The organism is Prochlorococcus marinus subsp. marinus str. CCMP1375 (assembly GCF_000007925.1).
Taxonomy (GTDB): Bacteria; Cyanobacteriota; Cyanobacteriia; order PCC-6307; family Cyanobiaceae; genus Prochlorococcus_E; species Prochlorococcus_E marinus.
Window position 1 is genome coordinate 619,620 of sequence record NC_005042.1, and the last position, 18,434, is coordinate 638,053.

Here is an 18,434-nt window from a genome sequence, read left to right on the forward strand (position 1 = left end):
CTTAATTTTAATAATTAATTCGAGTGCTAAGTATTAACTTGTTGACCATTTCCATTAAGCTGCTAATTATAATGTTTAAGAATAGGAAGCTTAAGAGTAAGAGAATAAAACACTCAATAGCTCTTCCTGTCTGGTTAATGATAGTATCATTGACTGCGTATATATCTGCATAACCAATAGCTATAGCTAAGGTGCTATTTTTAGCTAAATTCAAATATTGACTTGTTAGTCCTGGTATGATCGCAGGAAGGGCTTGTGGAATTATTATTTTGTAGAGACCATGAATATCAGAAAGGCCAAGGCTTTTAAATGCTTCCCATTGTCCCCTTGGAACTGAGTTAATGCCGCCACGTACAACTTCTGCAATATATGCACCTGTAAAGACACTTAATCCAAGTAATAATGCTGAGAATTCAGCAGATAAATTTATTCCTAATAGATTTATCCCCTGATTAGATATACTTAATATACCTCTTAATGGAGCAATTGCTTTATCTTTGAGACCTAAAAATCCAACAAAATACCAAAACATCAGTTGTAGTAAAAGCGGAGTTTGCCGAATTATAGTGATATATCCAGTTGATATTAGATTAAGAAGTATGTTTGTACCTATGCGAGCTATGCCGACGAAGAAGCCTATAAATGTGGCAATAAATAGTGAAGCAAAAATTACTTTTAAGCTATTTAGCCAGCCTATAAATAAAGCCCAAGCGTAACTATCTGAAGGAGAGAAAGGTAAAGAATGCTCGGCTAGAGCAAAACTCGCAGGTCGAAGTAGCCAGCTGTAGTTAAATCCAAGCCCTGTATTATATAGATTGACTATAATATTATTAATTAATATACTCAATAAACCGATTACTAATAAAAGTAATCCTATTTGTAACCAGTTAGATTTTGATATCTTCATTCTTTTCAATGTATAATAATTGACTACATATTCAGTTAAAGGGGGGAGCTATCTGCACTCCTCCCTTGTTGTATAGTTTGTTTAATCCTCTAGGAATAGGTACCTCACTATTTATACCCAGATGCCTATTATAAATTTCTCCATAATTACCAGTTGAACTTATTACTTTAACAACAAAGTCATTAGCGAGGCCAATCTTTTCTCCTAGATCTCCTTCAACACCAAGAAATCTTCTTAAGGATTTCATTTGAGGATTATTTTGTGCAATTTGGAGCTTCTCTTTGATATTACCTTTTGTTATGCCTTGTTCTTCAGCAGAGATAAGGGAGAAAATTACCCATCGCATAGCATCACTTAATTTTTGATCGCCTCCTGAGGAGGCAGGTGCGAGTGGTTCTTTGCTTAAAATGTCATTAAGAATAATGTGATCTTCGGGCTTTGGGAATCCAGATCTAGCAGCAGCTAATTGAGATCGATCTGATGTCATTGCTGAGCATCTACCTTGTAAATATCCAGCGACCACCTGATTTAAGTCTTGGTATTTAATTGGAGTATAAGGAAGTGATATTGCTTCAAATGCATCATTGATATTTTGCTCTGTTGTGGTTCCTGATCCAACACAAATTGATTTGTTTGCAAGGCTTTCTATGGTATTGATTCTGCTATTTCTTTTAACCATCAACCCTTGCCCATCATGAAAGATGACAGGGGCAAAAGTAAGTCCATTCCCTCCTATGGAATCTCTACTGAGATTGAAAGTAGTGTTTCTTGATAGCAAATCTATCTCCCCAGTTCTTACTGCTGTGAACCTTTCTGCTGCTGTTAAAGGCCTGTATTGAACTCTTTTTGAATCTCCAATAAAAGCTGCAGCAAATGCTTTGCAAATGTCTATATCCAATCCTTGATATGTGCCATCGGTCTCAAGAAAACTGAATCCAGGAATTTTTCCGCTTACTCCACATATTAGTGAATTTCGCTTTTTGATTAATTGAAGCCTAGACGCATTCCTTTCACCAGTGCTTGCACATCCAGTCAATAGGATGGAAAGAGTCATCATCCCTGAAAAAAATCTTTTGATTTTCATTGATTGCTTCTTCAATAATCTTTAACAGAAATTCTATTTAGCGAAAGAACTAACCCAAAGGCTTTACTTTCTCCTTCATCATTAGTTGTGATAATTACTTCTTAAAACCTATAAGCGTTAATCAACGGAAACTTCTGGGGCAACTAATTTTAAGAGGAGGCTGTAGCGTATTTATTGAATCAATGACTTTTTGATAAACTGCAAATGATGGATTTTTAAGGCAGAGTCAGTTTGATAAAGGGTAAGAGTGCTTGAATAATTAAAAACTTTTGGATAAACAAGTGGCTGAAAGGAATCCCGCTGCAGATAAAAAAGCAGCAGCTGAAAGGAAGGCCGCTGCAGATAAAAAAGCAGCCGCTGAAAGGAAGGCCGCTGCAGATAAAAAAGCAGCAGCAGAAAGGAAGGCCGCTGCAGATAAAAAAGCAGCAGCTGAAAGGAAGGCCGCTGCAGATAAAAAAGCAGCCGCTGAAAGGAAGGCCGCTGCAGATAAAAAAGCAGCCGCTGAAAGGAAGGCCGCTGCAGATAAAAAAGCAGCTGAAAGGAAGGCCGCTGCAGATAAAAAAGCAGCAGCTGAAAGGAAGGCTGCTGCAGATAAAAAAGCAGCCGCTGAAAGGAAGGCCGCTGCAGATAAAAAAGCAGCAGCAGAAAGGAAGGCTGCTGCAGATAAAAAAGCAGCAGCTGAAAGGAAGGCTGCTGCAGATAAAAAAGCAGCCGCTGAAAGGAAGGCCGCTGCAGATAAAAAAGCAGCCGCTGAAAGGAAGGCCGCTGCAGATAAAAAAGCAGCTGAAAGGAAGGCCGCCGCAGATAAAAAAGCAGCCGCTGAAAGGAAGGCCGCTGCAGATAAAAAAGCAGCTGAAAGGAAGGCCGCCGCAGATAAAAAAGCAGCCGCTGAAAGGAAGGCCGCCGCAGATAAAAAAGCAGCTGAAAGGAAGGCCGCCGCAGATAAAAAAGCAGCAGCTGAAAGAACAGCCGCTGCAGATAAAAAGGCAGCAGCAGAAAGGAAGGCCGCCGCAGATAAAAAAGCAGCCGCTGAAAGGAAGGCCGCCGCAGATAAAAAAGCAGCTGAAAGGAAGGCCGCCGCAGATAAAAAAGCAGCTGAAAGGAAGGCCGCCGCAGATAAAAAGGCAGCAGCTGAAAGAACAGCCGCTGCAGATAAAAAGGCAGCAGCAGAAAGGAAGGCCGCCGCAGATAAAAAAGCAGCAGCTGAAAGAACAGCCGCTGCAGATAAAAAGGCAGCAGCAGAAAGGAAGGCCGCCGCAGATAAAAAAGCAGCAGCTGAAAGAAAGACAGCCTTAAATCAGGTCTTGGCAACAAGCAAACTCAAGACAGTTTCTGAAAAAAAGAGAGATCAACGAAATGAGTTCTTGAAGATTTCTATTTATGTCGATACAGGTAAAGTCCTTGGACTGGTTACTCTTGGGGTTGTTGCTTCTACAATCTTGATGACAGCGTTGGCTTTCTTTGTAAGTTGATTTAGTTGAACTTTCTTCAAGCTCTTAGTTTGTCTGAAGTATTATTTTTATACATCTAGATTTAGAAAGGCTTTTTGGATGCTTCAATGGTGTTCTATCTGCAATTATAACTAAGTGCTTAGAGAGAGAATTCAAGAGATTGTAGACTTTGCACAGTCGGAATCGCCTTATCGTTCTGCAAACAAAGGCTGGATTACAGATGATATTTACTTGCAGCTTGGTTCTAAAAAGGGGCAATCTTCAAGTCAATTAGACCAACTAGCAAAAGTATCTTTCTTTTGGCAACCAATAGTTCAATTATCTTCGATTCTTTTCCTTGTCATAGTTATTTCGACATTTTTGGCATTCACCCCTTTGGCTTTATCTCATGGTAGGTTCCAATTTATTAGTGGAATCTTTGAATTAGAGTCTAAACCCATTCAAATTCAGAAAAAAGTTGATGTTGTTCCTGATATTAGTGATAGAACCAATGAATCATCAACTGCAAATGCTAGTAGGACTTTGACTAAAGTTGATGTTGCTCCTGATATTAGTGATAGAACCAATGAATCATCAACTGCAAATGCTAGTAGGACCTTGAATAAAGTTGATCTTGCTAACGATAGTAGCAATGTTAAAGAAAATACTAACTCTCAAAAGGCTGTTAATAAAAGAAAACTTATTACAGCTACCGACTTATTTCAATCAAATTACCATTAATTCTACTTGCATAAAATAAGATATAAATGAAAGATAAAATTTGATTTGGAAACTCGAAGTGATATCAAAATTATTTAAAATAATAAACTTGTAATAAAACATATATAATTTAGAGATGAGAAAAAAAATGTCTTCAAGAAGAGCCTTGCTTACTTCGGTCATTATGACGGTAGTTCCAACTGCTCTCTTTGCCGTTAGCTCTGCAACATTTTCACCTTATTTGATTTTGATGGCAGCCATACTCATTAATTGGCCTGTTATAAGATGGCTTGACGATCGTCAGTGGTATAGAGAGTGGATAAGAATGGAAACAAGCAACAAATAGTTATTTTGTGAGTTTATAATATTCATATTGAATTGGATTATTTTGTTATGTCAAATATTTAAAGATAATTCAATATATATATCTAATCAATAGAGATATCACTGGTTAATAAGCTATTAAAATTTGCTTATTAATAATTCAATTTCTCACTCCTAATTGGACTTTCCTTTAGGTTTAAATTGAAATTCAGGAACAAGTTTAATAAGCCTTTCAATAGATTTAGCTTCATTTTGTGAATTTAATTCAACTTCTAAAGAATCAAGTTGAGGCCATAATTCTTTTGAAGGAATAAATCTTTCGATAGCACGATAAATCAGTGGGTGTTTAGTAGGCTCTGATGAGGCGTCTATAAGAAGTTCTTCAAATAGCTTTTCGCCGGGACGTAATCCTGTGAATACCATTTCTATATCACCTTTTGGATTAATGTCAGACTTAATAGATAAACCACTAAGTTTAACCAATTGTTCTGCCAAATCTCTTATTTTTTGAGGCTCGCCCATATCTAAGAGAAATACGTCACCTCCTTCGGCAAGAACAGAAGCTTGTAAAACTAATAATGCAGCTTCCCTGATAGTCATAAAGTATCTAATTACATCTGGATGAGTAATAGTGATCGGACCACCTGCTGCAATTTGTTTTTGAAAAAGCGGTACTACTGAACCAGAAGAAGCTAAAACATTTCCAAAGCGAACAATTGAAAAGCAAGTTTTTCCTGAATTGGATTCATAGGATGATGATTCTGCTTCTTCTGCATTCGCTTGAACAACAATTTCGGCTAAACGCTTTGTTGCTCCCATGACATTTGTTGGTCTTACAGCTTTATCTGTCGAAATAAGGACAAACTTTTTTACTTCACATTGTCTAGATAAATTACATAAATTTCTTGTAGATAAAACATTGTTAACTAATCCTGATAAAGGGTTTGACTCAACTAATGGAACATGTTTATAAGCAGCTGCATGGAAAACAAAATCTACTTGATGTTCTGTGAATACTTTCCTAACTAAAGATAGATTTGTCACTGAACCAAGAACAGTATATATATTTTGGTTCTGATTAATGTCACTTAGAAGCTCCTGATTGATATTGTAGAGATTTAATTCACTATGATCGAATAAAATTAATTTTGATGGGTTAAGTTTGATAATTTGCCTGCAAAGTTCAGATCCTATTGAACCACCTGCACCAGTTACACAAACAACAGATTGCTGAATACCGTCTCCTAAAATGTCTTTATTTGGAGGGACAATCTCTCTGCCTAATAAATCCTCAATTGCTACTGGACGAAGTTGGTCAACCCTAGCTCTGCCTGAAGTTATGTCTGATAATGTAGGAATTATAGAGACTTCTAAATTGTACTTTTTAAGAAATCCTAGAATTTCTTTTTGTCTTGTAGAGCTTATCGTGGGAATTGCTATAAATATTTTATCAAGAGAGGTAATATAATTTTTTATTAAACTAGGAGGAATTATGGGAGTACCATTGAGGTCCCTATTCCATAACTCTGAATCATCATCAATAAAAAATTTCAAGAGATATGTTTTAGACAGCCTTATTGATGCGGCTAATTGTGCTCCAGCTTCACCAGCACCATAAATTGCAATATGAGGTAATTTATGGTTTCTCTTTAGCTTTAGTTCAAGAAGCAAGTCTCTAAGAGCAACTCTTATTATTGCTATGAAAACAGTTAGGAAGAACCAGTAAAGAACCCAGAAATTAAATGAAGGTATATTATCTGCATAAAAATAACTAGCTATAGCTGTTAGAGCTACTAGTAGAAAATTTCTTGTAGCCTGAATATATATTGTCTTACTACCCAAGTATTTAGTAAGAGATTTATATTGACCTGTAAAATAAAAAATGGGAGGTGCTAGACAGAGGCTATTAATTAATATCCATGGGAATCCCTTAGTTTCTATTACGAGTAAGAAATTAACAGAAATGTATGCTATAAAAACAGTACAGATATCAATAGCAAAAAGGCAAGCCCTTCTTTGGAAAAGACCTAGTCTATATACTGATGGAGAATGATTAAAGAGGCTTCTCATGTTAGTGGGTAGCGCTTACGGACATTTATAAACAAAATATGTATATTCAATATATGGTAAATTTCAAGGATATAACAATTAATTTACAGTAATAAATGAATCAATCATATGAATTTTGTTTTCTAAATTCATTAGATTTATAAAGATTACTAGAAGCTATAGTAAATGGCGTAGCATAGAATTTTTCTAGGAACAAGAATAGTAAAAGAACTAACAAAGAGATGATTATGAATTGATGCAGCTGCAAGGTGAAGATAGATAATGCAAGAAGAAGAATGGAAATTATGTATATACTTGCTACTTTAGAATGGGAAAAACCTGCTTGGTGTAGTCTTTGATAAAGATGAAGTTTATGAGGTTTAAAGATAGGTTGGTTGGCTATAAATCTTCTTATTAGCGTTACGAATGGGTCCAATAATAACGGGGCTGAAATTATTAATAATTTTAATGATATAATTAAATTGGCATTATAAAGAAGAGAGGTTATATAAAGACCTCCTAGAAAAGTGCTTCCAATATCCCCCATAAATATTTTCGATGGAGACTTGTTGAATATAAAAAACCCTATAAGAGATGCTACAACAGGAGTAAATGAAGTTGAGATAAATATAGATATAAATAAGAAGATTATTATAAAAGAACCACTTACAAGTCCATCAAGTCCATCCATAAAGTTTACGTAGTTAATAATAGTAAGGAATAGTAGAACAATAAATAAATATATAAGATAGGCTATATAAATGGGAGATAAGCTTAGTATTATTTTGTATAAAGGAGATTGATGAACTACTATAGAAGCTATTATTAGTTGTGTACTAAAACGTGCTAATGAAGATACTTTCCTATAATCATCTATCAGGCTTATTGCTATTATAGGGAGTAGATAAAATGGATAAAAAGTATCATTTATATAAAAGTATAAATAAGAGATCGTAGTAAAGACTAATCCACCAGCTGTTGGTGTTGGGATTTTATGCGAGCTTCGAAAATCTGGAGTATCAATTACCAGCTTGCGAAAACAAGGCAATGTTAGGCCTATAATTATTAATGAACATAGTAAAGGAATAATAAATAGATTAATCACTTTAAATTAATCTATATTCATTTTAGTTTTTTGAATTTCCAACCCTTGATCAATACTTGTTAATTGATAACTTGGTAAAATAGATTTTAAACTAGAGTCACAAATTTTGTCCTCTGAAGAACGAAGTATTTGCTCTGAGTTTATAGGCAAGCTCATACGTGATTTTGATGCAATTATTTCTAGCAGTTGCATAGTATAAAGAGCAGGTTTTATTGGAATAGAAAATGTAATTGGCTTCATTTTCAACTTAGAGGAGATCAACCTGATAATTGCTTTCAGTGAAACTGTATCTGGTCCGGGCAAATCATAGTAGCCTTTAAGTTGCTGTTTGAACAATAAGCTGTAAATGATTTCAGCTAGATCCTTATAAAATATTGGCTGATAAAGGGCTTTACCATCGTTGGGGATAGGTATGGGAAACCTTCTTTTTACATATCGGAATAATTTATTCATATTCTTGTCTATGGGATGTCCATAAATCATTGAACTTCTAATGACAAGGAAGTTATCCCAATTAGTGGTTAGGAAGTTTTCAGCAATTTTATAAGGCTGGGAACATGACATAAATGATGAATAAACAGCTGTAGTCCCTAGTACAACTATTCTTGGCTTTATGCCTAGGGAAATTGTAGATTTAAGTATGACTGGTAGCAATTTCATTTGAGCTAAATGTACAACAAGGTCTGGTTGAACTGTCTTAATAACTGAAGTACAAAAAATCTCGTCTTCACAATCTCCATAAAAGAAATTATTTTTGCATAATACCCTTGAAGGCAAAGATATATAGCTAGACAGAGCAGATCTAACAATGCAAAAATATTGATCAGTTTCGCTTAGACCATTTTTAAGTAAAAGTTTTGCAAGATGAGATCCTGTTAAGCCACTTAGACCAGTAAACAAAATTCTCAATTAAGTACACTCTCAAGAGTTAATTTGATTTTATCAGATGCTATTCTATCTGAAAAGGCATTTTCAAAAATACGAAGAGAGGCCTTCCCCATAGATATACAAATGTTGGGATCCTCAAGAAATTTTGATATGTATTTAGACAGAGTTTGATAATCTTTAGAATTAAAAATATAGCCATTATAATCATCAATTACAACCTCTTTAGATCCACCAACATCAGATATAATTAAAGGTAATGAATAACTCATAGCTTCAATAGATGTCATTGGGAATCCTTCCCAATGACTAGATAGAATAAACACATTGCAAAGAGAATAATATTTTTCTACATTACTGACATGACCTCCAAATATAATTTTATCGGCTATATTTAGGGTTGATGCGTACTGGTAGATTTTCTCATATAAAGGCCCGTCTCCTATAAAATAAAGTTCCCAATTATCGTAATGAGATAGTAAGGAAAATGCATTTAGAACTGTTAAATGATCTTTTTGCTTGTCAAATCTGGCAACCATAATAAATCGAACCTTTGAATCTTTGGCATTGATAGCTCTATTTCTATATGATTTTCGATCTACAGAATTATGAATTAAATCTATCTTTCTATAAGGAAAGCCTTTCTTTAAGGCTAAATTGTAATCAAATTCAGATACAACTATAAATTTTTTAGTAATCACAGAGAGGATTCGCTCGAGTATTAGATATATAGTCTTAGTTAATTTTCTCTTAGGCGCAACAAATGACCATCCGTGCACAGTATGTATAGAAGGTGTCATGCTTATGAAAGCTGCAATTCTAGAAATAATTCCAGCTTTGCTTGAATGAGACCATAATATTGATTTAGGTGATCGAATAGTAAATATTGTTAGCCATAGAATGGCAAGTACATCATTAAATATTGAAATTGGATGTACTAAATATGGGTTGATAGTATATTTTATAGAAAGTTTATCAAGTCGTTTTATGAATAAGGCCTTTTTACTATTTCCAGTTATAACATGAACAGAGCAATTAAAAGATTCAAGTGTCTTTATCAGATTTAGAATATGAGTATGTACTCCCCCTACAGTATCTGATCTTGTTACAATCAAATTTATTCTGCTTGGTTGCTTAGATAAAAACAATTTTTTAACTTTTCTATTCATTATATATATAATATCAATAACTGATGATCAGAATTTTGGGGACTAATCCCTGCGAAAGTTGAGATATTCGCAATCTAACTAATCACTTTTAGATTCCGAACAACGGATAGTGCTTTTAATGGCATCCTTGAGTCTTTGCTTAGGAAGATAAGCGAGCATCCCCAGGAAAATTCAATACAAAAACCTTAATCAACGAATTAAAGATTTCTTTAACTCTAGCTTCATTTATTAAAAATGTCAGTGAGAGGCATTGCACCTCTCATGCCGCTTGTGTCGGTCTGACTATGAGAATTATTTTGCTATAGCTGTTTTGCTGGCAGGTGCCCTTTTCGCACGTCTCGCTTTTCGTGGTTTAACTGTTGTTGCTGTTGGAACAACTTTTTTAGTAACAGCTTTTTTGGCAGTTGTCTTTTTAGCAGAAGAAGCCTTTTTGACAGTTGTTTTTTTAGCTACAGCTTTTTTTGCAACAGCTTTTTTGGCAGTTGTCTTTTTAGCAGAAGAGGCTTTTTTGACAGTTTTCTTTGCGGGAGCTTTTTTAGCGCTACGCGTGCGATGAGCAAGAAGCATTGCCCACTCTTCAGCTGATACGTTTGCAGGCTTATTGCCGTGCTTTTCAGTTTGCTTGGCAGCCTTTTCTATGTCCTTGATTAGATTTTTCCAAGAAGATGCATAGCGTTTGTCGGATTGAGACTTTGCTCCGCTTTCCACAAGAGATTCAACTACACCCTGTGCAGTGATTTTCTTGCGTCGACGATTAAAGATTTCCTTTTGTAGAGTAGCGATCATGGCCTCAGCCTTCGCACTCACTTTGATAGTTAGTTGAGACATACAGGTAGTTAATTCCTATATACAACCTCTACCACAAATAGGGTATATAGATCAAATCGAAGATACTACCGCTGTCATGTCAGATGTTAGACGACTAAACTTTTACACTATATTGATTGGCAATTCCCGCCATGTCTTCCATTGAAAGCTCTTGAAAATAATTGCATAAACACTGATAGGTACTGAGATATTCGTTAAAGGTATCTAGGCGTGCATTAGGAGGCTTATGCATCGCTAAGGAGATTTTTAGAGCAAGTTGATCTTTAGTCATTTGTTAAGCAACCTCAGAACAAAGAGTGTATTTATCTTCAAAATTTTTGTGCCAGCGAGGGCATGAACTGGTCAAATGTGAACCTTGTGGAATAAGGCGGTGATGGGCATGACAAGTAAGAATTGTGTGGGAATATCTATCGCATGAATAGCGAAAATGTTGGCAGGTCATGCAAACGCAAGCTGAACGTGACATTCTAAGAGTTCCTTTTTCGAGATAGTTACGACTCTCTTTCGCAGATCGCTTTTTGAGGAGTACTTTTTGGGCTGAACTCTTAAACATTGTCTTAGTCCAATAGGTTGTGCTACTACAGGACTCAAGTCAGATGCACGGAAAACTGCATAAGGCGAAGAAGGCACGGCCATGGACTGTCTGTAGTAGTACAAGTATACTAGTCTATTCGTTAGGGTGCTGTCAACACCTTCTATATGTCCAATTTATGTTATCTTCTATCAATCTCAGATGAGATCTTGCTAGAGATAGAACTCTCAAGCAGATGTGATATTGGCTAGACCAAATCATTAATTGGACAAACTTCATTGAGTAATTTTTTATGACAACAAGACAATTAAATAAAGAGTATGCAAACACAATGCTTGCAGCAGCTGAAGCTTTAGGTAGGAGGGAAACTATGGAGCTTTATAAGAAAGCACGGTCAATCAAAAAGAAGTTGCATGGAGAGGATGCTGACCGTCCTCTTATCAATATTGATAATTAGATTTCGCTCTTTGGATGCCTTAGGCAAGCCCATATAGAATCTTTATTCAGTTATGTAGTAATACTGCTGTCAAACGTTAGGAATTTGAGAGGGTGTAGCTTGACCTCATAGCATGAATATCCTCTAATAGGTTCAAGATATATATTGCTCACCTTTTTAAGATGTCTTATGGTTTCTCTAATTCTTTAAATAGCTTACTTAGGTTGAGGGATGTCTGATTTTCAGCGTTACGTTTAATTGACTGATTTAGGTAACAGTACTTTTCAATAACCGGAAGTATTCAATTTCTAATTCTTGTAGCACATGAGACCCAACTGTAGTTATGTTCTCAAGGTTTGTTTCTCCTAGACTACTGTTATCTATCTACGAACAGGGTTTCAATAGGCCTGTGAAATAGAGGATGATGAAGAGCATGATTTCCATGTCTTTTGTACAGAGCATCAAATTGTCTACAAGGTTGAGCGTCTTTAGACTTCTGTACTGCCATGAATTACTTGATATCTAACTAATGGAGAGTAGTTCTTTTTATAGCTTGAATTATGAGCAATGATCGATTTAAAGCCTCTATGGGATTCTAGTTTATCTCAGATAAGCATCAGATTCTATATACAGATAAAATGAGCGATTAGTAAAAGCAGCCAATCATCTTGACCTTGACCTTTAGATTACGCTTATAAGAACAATGAAGTTTTTATGAGCGAAAGTAGGAATCAAAGCGTACTGACATACTCACCTCAGAACCGCTAGGGAGCCTATAGCATTTTTCTATACCCCATTCTCTAGGAATAATTTTTATACCGGTTACACCTTTAGGAAGTGGCGAGGAGGCCATGCGCGCTCGATCCATTGAAAGGACAATTAATTAAAAGATAAGCTTTTCTAACATCTTTATTAATTTCTGCAATGATCAAAAGTACTTCCCTGGAGATAAATTTTTACTATTTTTATTAGCTTATAGTTGCTTTTTGTTCTTATGTTCAATTAGTCCGCATTAATGCTAATGAAAATAACTTTTACTTTTGGTTCTGAGGAAATTGACTGCAAAGAGTTTGCTGATGCAATCGGGGTTGAATCTAATGTGGATGAAGCCGATAACGTGACAATATCCTATGAACTCAATAAAGAAGATCTTAAAAATATTGAGGGCTTGAAGAAACTAAGGATGGAAGAACTTTGTAGACAATTCTTTGATGATATTTTAGCCGAAGAGACGATATCAGTTCGCTGGCATAATAATTGACTTTAAGTAAATTCTCCAGTTGCAATTTCGTTTGATCTAGCTATTAGTACTAGTAGTGATAATTTTATGGCATTCGAATACTTAATTGTTCCAATAGCAGGAGTGTTGTTTTGTCCTTTTACGATAATTTTTCTGTTTGATATGCGAAATGAGCTAAGGATGAAAAATGGTTCACATATTTCTTCCAAAGTTGCCTGACTCATAATGGTTTTAGCAGAACTTTGGTTTGATACTCAGTCTTTGATATAGCTGGGTTTAAAAGTGTCTGATAGATTTCTTGCGTAATTTACTTTACAAAAAACATTAGGGCTAATTTTTGCACTTCTCAATAGGCCTCTAGCCATAGAAAATTTTTATTCTGAGGGCCTTCCTTCTTATTTGTACCTATTGATTAATAGTTAAACTCCTTTGTCGGATTGCAATAAAAAATTAGTCGTTCAAAGAAGCACATAAAAAAGCCCCTATCTTATGGAGAAGGAGGCTTCAGAAAGACTGAGGGATCCCCATCACCCAGACTTTTCAAAACCTTAGCAAGTATTTTTGGCCTTGGGAGTACTATTGACACTAGATATAGAATTCTCTTAACGATTCTTTGCCTTCATGACCCTATCAGTAGTAGGGGTTGCCTACCGAAAGGAATATAGTTATAAATAGTATCCCCATCACCCAGACCCTTGGGACGCTATCCCTAGGGTCTTTTTCTTGAAATTTGAGCTTTTCTCTAGATTGCCTGTCAAAAATACGAATAGCCTGTGGAAAAGCTGGCCAGAAACTAGTCGTTTTGCGTAAGCAAATGTTGTTTTTTAATCTTTATATTTTGATTTTAAAAAGTTAGAGAAAAATATTTGAGTATAGAAAATCTATTCAGAGCAAACTTTTTCTTGAAAACTAGCTTTAAATGATGATTCTTCTTCTATGCCAATGCACTTAAGCTCTGATTGAACAGATTTTCGATTTTGTGTATCTTTCGAATTATTGAAGATTTCTTCAATAATAGGCTTTGCGCATCTATTGCCTGTCTCGAAAGGTGATTCCCCAACCATTTGACCCTCTGTGAAGCATTCGCAGAAATCAGGAGTTAGATTCTCTCCATACAATTCTTCCATGCCTGAGTTCATGCATTCTTTGTATTTGGATTTTCTTTCAGACTGACAGCTAGTCATAAACACCAATAAAATTGGAGTAAGTAGGAATAGGGGAATACTTTTTTTCATTATTCAAAATTTAATTATTTGGAGGATTTTCCCAAAGAACTCAGGGAATGAGCCTATTACAATAAGCAGAATCCCTATCAAGACGGCAATATATGCTGCGTCATACATTAAATCTTTAGAGTTGTATTTCTTTGTCATCAGTTTTTAGAGTCTGAGGATTGGTAAATCAAATTCCACGGATTAATGAACTATTTTCTATGCTTATGGGAAGAAAACGTAAAATTAACCTTGGCTCCAATATCTCATATCAATTCTTTTAACGCCTTTATGGGAATTTTTTTGATTAGCTATCACATCACTATTTGTACTGATTGGAGTTGGATCCCTATAAATAAGGCTGATTATGACCTTCCCTATAAGAATAAGTAGTTAAGGTCTAATTAGAGAATAATTCTACTCATAAGCAATTTGTTAATTTCAACTGTTAATCAATATAAGAAGCTGATTTAATTGTTTAGCTTTATACAAAAAAATCAAGCTTGGGATCTTCTTCAGATACTTTAGAAATATATTTTATGTCTTGCTCTTCTTTCAGGCCATATTCTTTAGAGATTTTGATGATCAACTGCTCTAATGCTTGGGACCATACTTCTTCTGTATATGCCCACATTTTCTCACTAAACCTTTCATTAAAACCCTTATCACTTTGCCTTTTGCTATCTATCTGACTTATTTTCTTTAGCCCCTCATCACTTGAAAGTGATTTAACTTTGTAATATCCCATCATCATCATCTTGATACTAAATTTCTGCTTTTCATCCTCATATTTATTAAGAGCCTCTTTTCGACATCTTTCTGCAAATTCAGGTGATAAAGTCATGATAAAGATGCTTTTAGAGATATGATGCCTCAGGGACAAAACTGATGAATCAAGTCTACTTTAACGAGTTTTTTAATAGCTTCCATTGAATAAATAAATTTGTTCAAAATTGATTCCCAAGAAATCAAAATGTGCTGTTAATTTTATATGAATACCTTGATTGCAAACATTTCTTTCCCTTGAAAGTCCTAAAAATTACGGGAAAGGATATTGTATATGAAACAATTTTTTTAAGTTTCTTATAGCTTAAGTTAAATAAATGGGAATGTCTATATCGTAAGCATGATAGCTATTTTAATCTGTAATTGATGAAATCTATTTCTGGGAATTATTGGGTTTAAGTTTATAACTATATGCTGATATTCTGCTCAAACTTTTAGTTTGATCCATGAAAGTAGTTTTATTGCTTTCTTAGTAGCTCATAGCATGAGAGAAGAGTTTCAAAATTTAAAAAATTAATTCATTAAAATGATCGCTTCAATCATCTTTCTTAGCTTTTCTAATTAAAGGATTCCTTGGAAAGAAAAAGGTTACAAGCCTTCCGAAGAAATAACTGCCAATAAGTCCTAAAGCTAAACCAGCTGCATATAGAAGGTTTGCTTGGCTGCTTGTAGTAAGTATTGGATGCATTTTAGAGAGAAGCAAAGCTCTCAAAAGGGTTTTAAACAGTAGAAGCTTAGTTTATTTGACTAAGCTTCTACTGTTTAAAATGCCAAAATCTCTGAGAATTCTTATTTAACCGTTGTCTTCAACATCAAATTTCGAGAGATTGGGACCTGCTATTGCTCCCACGACTGCAAAAAGAATTAATGAAATCACTCCAGCTGCTGCTGCAGAGGGTGTAAAACCACCTAGCGCGATAGTAGATAAAAAATTCATAAGAAAAGCCAAGGCATGGCATTGATTATCCGGAGAGCATACAAACTTACAGATCAAATAATAAGAGATTTACATTATATCTTCTTATTTAGTTGGATTAATCGGAAAGTATGAATAGTTTTGCCTTCTAAAGCCAGATTTAGATTTGCAGATGGTTTTAGGGGGTTGGTTTTGAAGCTATCAAATAAAGCCGTTTTAAATATGATGTCATTTAAACAATGGCTTTTATATCAACCCTAATGAACCTGCTGTAAGCCCTACGGTTAAGAAAAAAGCAAATTCAAGCAAGTCTCTACTCCCAGTTGGAATTGAATTAAGAACAACGTAAAATCGTTGAGTCATTTGAACCTTGTACTCACAGGTTCAGAGAGGCTAGTAAATTTTTTTTCTGAATGCGTTTTAAAAATCATAAATTGCTCTTAAAAATTAGATTTTCTACTTATTTCAGCATCTTTGGGAAATTTAAATCTTTAATACCTATTAGAAAACTTCAGTTCCCATAGTTAGCAATCAAAAGTTTTTTGATAGTTTGAAGGAATTTCTTTTTTTTATCAAAAAATGATCTTTCATCCTATTGCCTCATTGCAATTTAATCCGCTGCATTGAAGTCTTATCAAACAATGTAAAATAAAATTATGGAAATCAGGACTTGCTTTGTCTAAAGCAAGTATAAATATTTGTATGGATATTAGTGTCATTGCAAGGTGTTGAGACCAATGTATTCCTACTTGATCAAGACCATTTTTATCAAATTCAGTTTGGGACATATTAAATGATTAATTTGTTTAATATGTGAACATAAAAGATTGAATGTAAATTTATTTGGGGAGCGACCAAAGAGCTTTAAGGCGGTTTTAAAATAGCTAGACTGGGGTTCTGAAATAAAAAAACCGCCTTAAAGGCGGTTTTTCGTTGAGCTCCTTAGTCAGTGTTACCTAGTTTCCACTGAACAAGGAGGCTCTCTCCTCACAGTGAGTATTTTCACGCATTGAGTGATTTATTGCAAGAATATGACCCCTTGTTCTCATTAAATGACATTTTATGAAATAGTTTGCGTGAAGTAGTCTCTATAATTGGCTTTGAATCCAATAGGGCTTTGCGATTTCTTTTTAGACTCAAATGAAATTCTTTCAAAAACAAAAATTAAAAAAACTAATAATTTCTAATGGACTCTAAGCTTGTTTTTATTTACGATGGGGAGTGTCCATTTTGCAAGCATTTTGCTGAATTGCTTGAATTAAAAAGTGGTCTACCTGATATTTCCATCCTAAACGCAAGAGAGAATTTGCCTGAAATAACTTCTTTATTAAATAGAGGCTATGATATTGATAATGGTGCAATTCTTCTTAAAGATGAAGAAGTTTTGCATGGGGCAAATGCTATTAATTGGATTTGTAGCCGCATTGATAAGCCTTCAGATTCATTATTGAAAATTCTTTCTATTGTTTTTTTCTCAAAGAAGCGAACAAATTTCATTTTCCCATTGCTTATTATTGCGCGAAGATTTGCACTTCTTTTGAAAGGTGTTTCTAGAAAGTTGATTTGCTGATTACTAAAGAAGGTATGAAAATTCTTTAACCAAAAAATTGTCTTCATAATTATATTTTAAATGGCCTTATCCTTATTGCTCTTTGCAATTTTTAGAGCAATTAATCCACCTCCGGCATTAAATAAATGCTTTACTCTTTCATTGAAATCAAAAGGTCCATAGAAGAAACTTGCTATAGCAACTGTTGATATGGGCATGACCGCTAATTTCCATGATTTCTGCCGGAACCCCCAGACAATGGAAGTTATAGGTGAAATTAAACCTGCTACCACTCCAATCAGCCATGGACTACATCTAGCCCTTCTATAAGAAGAAATAGACAAGTCATTTTTACAGACTTTTAATTGGCATTCGCTTAATCTGAAGTATTCACTTTGAGGAATTCGAACGTCCTTGAATTTTTTATGTAACTTCCTTTCTAGTTGTTCATATTGATTTGTAGATAGGACTTTTATAATTTCATCTGGTTTAAGAACATTCATTCTCTTTTTAATATTCTGAGTCACACCGATTTTGTACAGGTCCTTATTTCGGATTAGATAGACATACCCACTCACTCATTTATTGATCATCTAATTTTATATCTTAGTTCTTTTTTGCTTTTTTAAGTGAGCATGCCTTGGCTTTTCAAATTAACAATTAGAGCAAAATTCTCCTTTCTTTGCGTTAAGACATTTTCTTAATGACTCAAATTATAATCATGGGAAGCATTCTAAATCCAAGCAAAATTAAAAGATATTAAAAACATATCTCGCTAAAAGCAAGATATAGCAATGTATTTGATATTTACTTCTTTATTAAAATTACTTAGATGTTAGCTTTGATTGAATCTTAGTCCTTTACAACATAAATATCCTTGGCATAGAAGCTGGAATAGCCGTCCTTAGCTCTCCAGCGGAAAAGAACTATATGAACTGGTATAACAAATAAGGCATGAAAGAAGGTAAGCAGGAAGAAATCCCAAGGGATGCCTGGTTGTCCGTACATTGCAAAAAGAGGTGAAAGAAGCATTTCTGTAGAGGTTTCGAGCTTTGTTCATTCATTTTGCCTCTTAAATACTTAATTCGTACTATCAATATTTAAAAATTAATGCGTTTTAAAAAAACACTCTGTTCTTGACTGCCATTATTTAGTTGATATACATATAAGATAGCGCTTCTCAGATCGTTGAGACACATTGCTATAATTGGGGTTTAGAGCGACTTTAGGGAGAAAATATTGTGACCTCTGCGAAATTTTTCG

Annotated in this window: 23 protein-coding genes; 6 read left to right on the plus strand and 17 right to left on the minus strand. The window is 34.7% G+C overall.

The genetic code is table 11. The features are described from left to right. Positions 1-7 precede the first annotated feature (7 nt). Both PRO_RS03370 and PRO_RS03375 read right to left on the minus strand, forming a co-directional pair. On the minus strand, positions 8-907 hold the full coding sequence (locus PRO_RS03370; RefSeq protein ID WP_011124827.1) for an ABC transporter permease subunit: 900 nt from the start codon (positions 905-907) through the stop codon (positions 8-10). Positions 908-938: 31 nt separating this feature from the next. After that, on the minus strand, positions 939-1,991 hold the full coding sequence (locus PRO_RS03375; RefSeq protein ID WP_011124828.1) for an amino acid ABC transporter substrate-binding protein: 1,053 nt from the start codon (positions 1,989-1,991) through the stop codon (positions 939-941). 281 nt (positions 1,992-2,272) lie between these two features. Between PRO_RS03375 and PRO_RS03380 the strand changes: the two genes are divergently transcribed. The 3 genes from PRO_RS03380 (at position 2,273) to PRO_RS03390 (ending at position 4,487) form a co-directional block, all read left to right on the plus strand. Further along, positions 2,273-3,463: a hypothetical protein gene (locus PRO_RS03380; RefSeq protein WP_193328863.1), complete on the plus strand. Its 1,191-nt coding sequence runs from the start codon at positions 2,273-2,275 to the stop codon at positions 3,461-3,463. Positions 3,464-3,577: 114 nt separating this feature from the next. Continuing rightward, positions 3,578-4,162 carry a hypothetical protein gene (locus PRO_RS03385; RefSeq protein ID WP_011124829.1) on the plus strand — a complete coding sequence of 195 codons (585 nt, stop codon included), beginning with the start codon at positions 3,578-3,580 and terminating at the stop codon, positions 4,160-4,162. Between the two features lie 163 nt (positions 4,163-4,325). Next, positions 4,326-4,487 carry a hypothetical protein gene (locus PRO_RS03390; protein ID WP_225866403.1) on the plus strand — a complete coding sequence of 54 codons (162 nt, stop codon included), beginning with the start codon at positions 4,326-4,328 and terminating at the stop codon, positions 4,485-4,487. Between the two features lie 152 nt (positions 4,488-4,639). Here the strand turns inward: PRO_RS03390 and PRO_RS03395 are convergent, their stop codons facing one another. The 7 genes from PRO_RS03395 to PRO_RS03420 form a co-directional block, all read right to left on the minus strand. Beyond that, a complete protein-coding gene (locus PRO_RS03395) occupies positions 4,640-6,535 on the minus strand; it encodes a polysaccharide biosynthesis protein (protein ID WP_011124831.1) in 1,896 nt (631 codons plus the stop codon). A 100-nt stretch (positions 6,536-6,635) separates the two neighbouring features. Continuing rightward, complete coding sequence (locus tag PRO_RS03400; RefSeq protein WP_011124832.1) at positions 6,636-7,619, minus strand: MraY family glycosyltransferase; 984 nt, start codon at positions 7,617-7,619, stop codon at positions 6,636-6,638. Between the two features lie 6 nt (positions 7,620-7,625). Then, a complete protein-coding gene (locus PRO_RS03405) occupies positions 7,626-8,519 on the minus strand; it encodes an NAD-dependent epimerase/dehydratase family protein (RefSeq protein ID WP_164923221.1) in 894 nt (297 codons plus the stop codon). Positions 8,520-8,524: 5 nt separating this feature from the next. After that, on the minus strand, positions 8,525-9,673 hold the full coding sequence (locus PRO_RS03410; RefSeq protein WP_011124834.1) for a glycosyltransferase family 4 protein: 1,149 nt from the start codon (positions 9,671-9,673) through the stop codon (positions 8,525-8,527). A gap of 291 nt (positions 9,674-9,964) precedes the next feature. Then, positions 9,965-10,501 (minus strand): hypothetical protein, encoded by a 537-nt coding sequence (locus PRO_RS03415; protein ID WP_011124835.1) that lies wholly within the window; start codon positions 10,499-10,501, stop codon positions 9,965-9,967. 94 nt (positions 10,502-10,595) lie between these two features. Further along, positions 10,596-10,772, minus strand: coding sequence for a hypothetical protein (locus PRO_RS09330; RefSeq protein ID WP_011124836.1), 177 nt, complete (start codon positions 10,770-10,772; stop codon positions 10,596-10,598). Between the two features lie 3 nt (positions 10,773-10,775). Continuing rightward, positions 10,776-11,054: a hypothetical protein gene (locus tag PRO_RS03420; protein WP_021013185.1), complete on the minus strand. Its 279-nt coding sequence runs from the start codon at positions 11,052-11,054 to the stop codon at positions 10,776-10,778. 271 nt (positions 11,055-11,325) lie between these two features. On the opposite strand from PRO_RS03420, the gene PRO_RS09335 reads away from it, so the two are divergent. Beyond that, complete coding sequence (locus tag PRO_RS09335) at positions 11,326-11,490, plus strand: hypothetical protein (protein ID WP_011124838.1); 165 nt, start codon at positions 11,326-11,328, stop codon at positions 11,488-11,490. A gap of 691 nt (positions 11,491-12,181) precedes the next feature. On the opposite strand, the gene PRO_RS09340 is transcribed toward PRO_RS09335, so the two are convergent. Beyond that, positions 12,182-12,337, minus strand: a complete 156-nt coding sequence (locus tag PRO_RS09340; RefSeq protein ID WP_165438630.1) for a hypothetical protein — start codon at positions 12,335-12,337, stop codon at positions 12,182-12,184. 153 nt (positions 12,338-12,490) lie between these two features. Between PRO_RS09340 and PRO_RS03425 the strand changes: the two genes are divergently transcribed. After that, positions 12,491-12,730: a hypothetical protein gene (locus tag PRO_RS03425; protein WP_164923222.1), complete on the plus strand. Its 240-nt coding sequence runs from the start codon at positions 12,491-12,493 to the stop codon at positions 12,728-12,730. A 2-nt stretch (positions 12,731-12,732) separates the two neighbouring features. On the opposite strand, the gene PRO_RS03430 is transcribed toward PRO_RS03425, so the two are convergent. From PRO_RS03430 to PRO_RS03445, 6 genes are all read right to left on the minus strand, one after another. Continuing rightward, complete coding sequence (locus tag PRO_RS03430) at positions 12,733-12,933, minus strand: hypothetical protein (protein WP_011124840.1); 201 nt, start codon at positions 12,931-12,933, stop codon at positions 12,733-12,735. A gap of 657 nt (positions 12,934-13,590) precedes the next feature. Next, positions 13,591-13,893 carry a hypothetical protein gene (locus PRO_RS03435; RefSeq protein WP_164923223.1) on the minus strand — a complete coding sequence of 101 codons (303 nt, stop codon included), beginning with the start codon at positions 13,891-13,893 and terminating at the stop codon, positions 13,591-13,593. Positions 13,894-14,404: 511 nt separating this feature from the next. Continuing rightward, a complete protein-coding gene (locus PRO_RS03440) occupies positions 14,405-14,764 on the minus strand; it encodes a hypothetical protein (protein WP_036891619.1) in 360 nt (119 codons plus the stop codon). Between the two features lie 477 nt (positions 14,765-15,241). Continuing rightward, positions 15,242-15,394, minus strand: coding sequence for a hypothetical protein (locus PRO_RS09350; RefSeq protein ID WP_036891636.1), 153 nt, complete (start codon positions 15,392-15,394; stop codon positions 15,242-15,244). Positions 15,395-15,499: 105 nt separating this feature from the next. Further along, the gene (locus PRO_RS09355; protein ID WP_036891634.1) at positions 15,500-15,643 is read right to left on the minus strand and encodes a hypothetical protein; all 144 of its coding nucleotides are present in this window, start codon (positions 15,641-15,643) and stop codon (positions 15,500-15,502) included. Positions 15,644-16,209: 566 nt separating this feature from the next. Beyond that, the gene (locus PRO_RS03445) at positions 16,210-16,410 is read right to left on the minus strand and encodes a hypothetical protein (RefSeq protein ID WP_011124846.1); all 201 of its coding nucleotides are present in this window, start codon (positions 16,408-16,410) and stop codon (positions 16,210-16,212) included. A gap of 398 nt (positions 16,411-16,808) precedes the next feature. Between PRO_RS03445 and PRO_RS03450 the strand changes: the two genes are divergently transcribed. Beyond that, positions 16,809-17,192 (plus strand): DCC1-like thiol-disulfide oxidoreductase family protein, encoded by a 384-nt coding sequence (locus PRO_RS03450; RefSeq protein WP_011124847.1) that lies wholly within the window; start codon positions 16,809-16,811, stop codon positions 17,190-17,192. A 56-nt stretch (positions 17,193-17,248) separates the two neighbouring features. Here the strand turns inward: PRO_RS03450 and PRO_RS03455 are convergent, their stop codons facing one another. Beyond that, a complete protein-coding gene (locus PRO_RS03455; RefSeq protein WP_011124848.1) occupies positions 17,249-17,749 on the minus strand; it encodes a GIY-YIG nuclease family protein in 501 nt (166 codons plus the stop codon). Positions 17,750-18,434: the final 685 nt, after the last annotated feature.

What these genes read in the sequence shown, in the direction of transcription:
- PRO_RS03370 (WP_011124827.1), bottom strand. Translation starts at nt 907, where the DNA reads ATGAAGATATCAAAATCTAACTGGTTACAAATAGGATTACTTTTATTA.
- PRO_RS03375 (WP_011124828.1), bottom strand. Translation starts at nt 1,991, where the DNA reads ATGAAAATCAAAAGATTTTTTTCAGGGATGATGACTCTTTCCATCCTA.
- PRO_RS03390 (WP_225866403.1), top strand. Translation starts at nt 4,326, where the DNA reads ATGACGGTAGTTCCAACTGCTCTCTTTGCCGTTAGCTCTGCAACATTT.
- PRO_RS03395 (WP_011124831.1), bottom strand. Translation starts at nt 6,535, where the DNA reads ATGAGAAGCCTCTTTAATCATTCTCCATCAGTATATAGACTAGGTCTT.
- PRO_RS03410 (WP_011124834.1), bottom strand. Translation starts at nt 9,673, where the DNA reads ATGAATAGAAAAGTTAAAAAATTGTTTTTATCTAAGCAACCAAGCAGA.
- PRO_RS03415 (WP_011124835.1), bottom strand. Translation starts at nt 10,501, where the DNA reads ATGTCTCAACTAACTATCAAAGTGAGTGCGAAGGCTGAGGCCATGATC.
- PRO_RS09330 (WP_011124836.1), bottom strand. Translation starts at nt 10,772, where the DNA reads ATGACTAAAGATCAACTTGCTCTAAAAATCTCCTTAGCGATGCATAAG.
- PRO_RS03420 (WP_021013185.1), bottom strand. Translation starts at nt 11,054, where the DNA reads ATGTTTAAGAGTTCAGCCCAAAAAGTACTCCTCAAAAAGCGATCTGCG.
- PRO_RS09335 (WP_011124838.1), top strand. Translation starts at nt 11,326, where the DNA reads ATGACAACAAGACAATTAAATAAAGAGTATGCAAACACAATGCTTGCA.
- PRO_RS09340 (WP_165438630.1), bottom strand. Translation starts at nt 12,337, where the DNA reads ATGGATCGAGCGCGCATGGCCTCCTCGCCACTTCCTAAAGGTGTAACC.
- PRO_RS03425 (WP_164923222.1), top strand. Translation starts at nt 12,491, where the DNA reads ATGAAAATAACTTTTACTTTTGGTTCTGAGGAAATTGACTGCAAAGAG.
- PRO_RS03430 (WP_011124840.1), bottom strand. Translation starts at nt 12,933, where the DNA reads ATGAGTCAGGCAACTTTGGAAGAAATATGTGAACCATTTTTCATCCTT.
- PRO_RS03435 (WP_164923223.1), bottom strand. Translation starts at nt 13,893, where the DNA reads ATGACTAGCTGTCAGTCTGAAAGAAAATCCAAATACAAAGAATGCATG.
- PRO_RS03440 (WP_036891619.1), bottom strand. Translation starts at nt 14,764, where the DNA reads ATGACTTTATCACCTGAATTTGCAGAAAGATGTCGAAAAGAGGCTCTT.
- PRO_RS09350 (WP_036891636.1), bottom strand. Translation starts at nt 15,394, where the DNA reads ATGCATCCAATACTTACTACAAGCAGCCAAGCAAACCTTCTATATGCA.
- PRO_RS09355 (WP_036891634.1), bottom strand. Translation starts at nt 15,643, where the DNA reads ATGAATTTTTTATCTACTATCGCGCTAGGTGGTTTTACACCCTCTGCA.
- PRO_RS03445 (WP_011124846.1), bottom strand. Translation starts at nt 16,410, where the DNA reads ATGTCCCAAACTGAATTTGATAAAAATGGTCTTGATCAAGTAGGAATA.
- PRO_RS03450 (WP_011124847.1), top strand. Translation starts at nt 16,809, where the DNA reads ATGGACTCTAAGCTTGTTTTTATTTACGATGGGGAGTGTCCATTTTGC.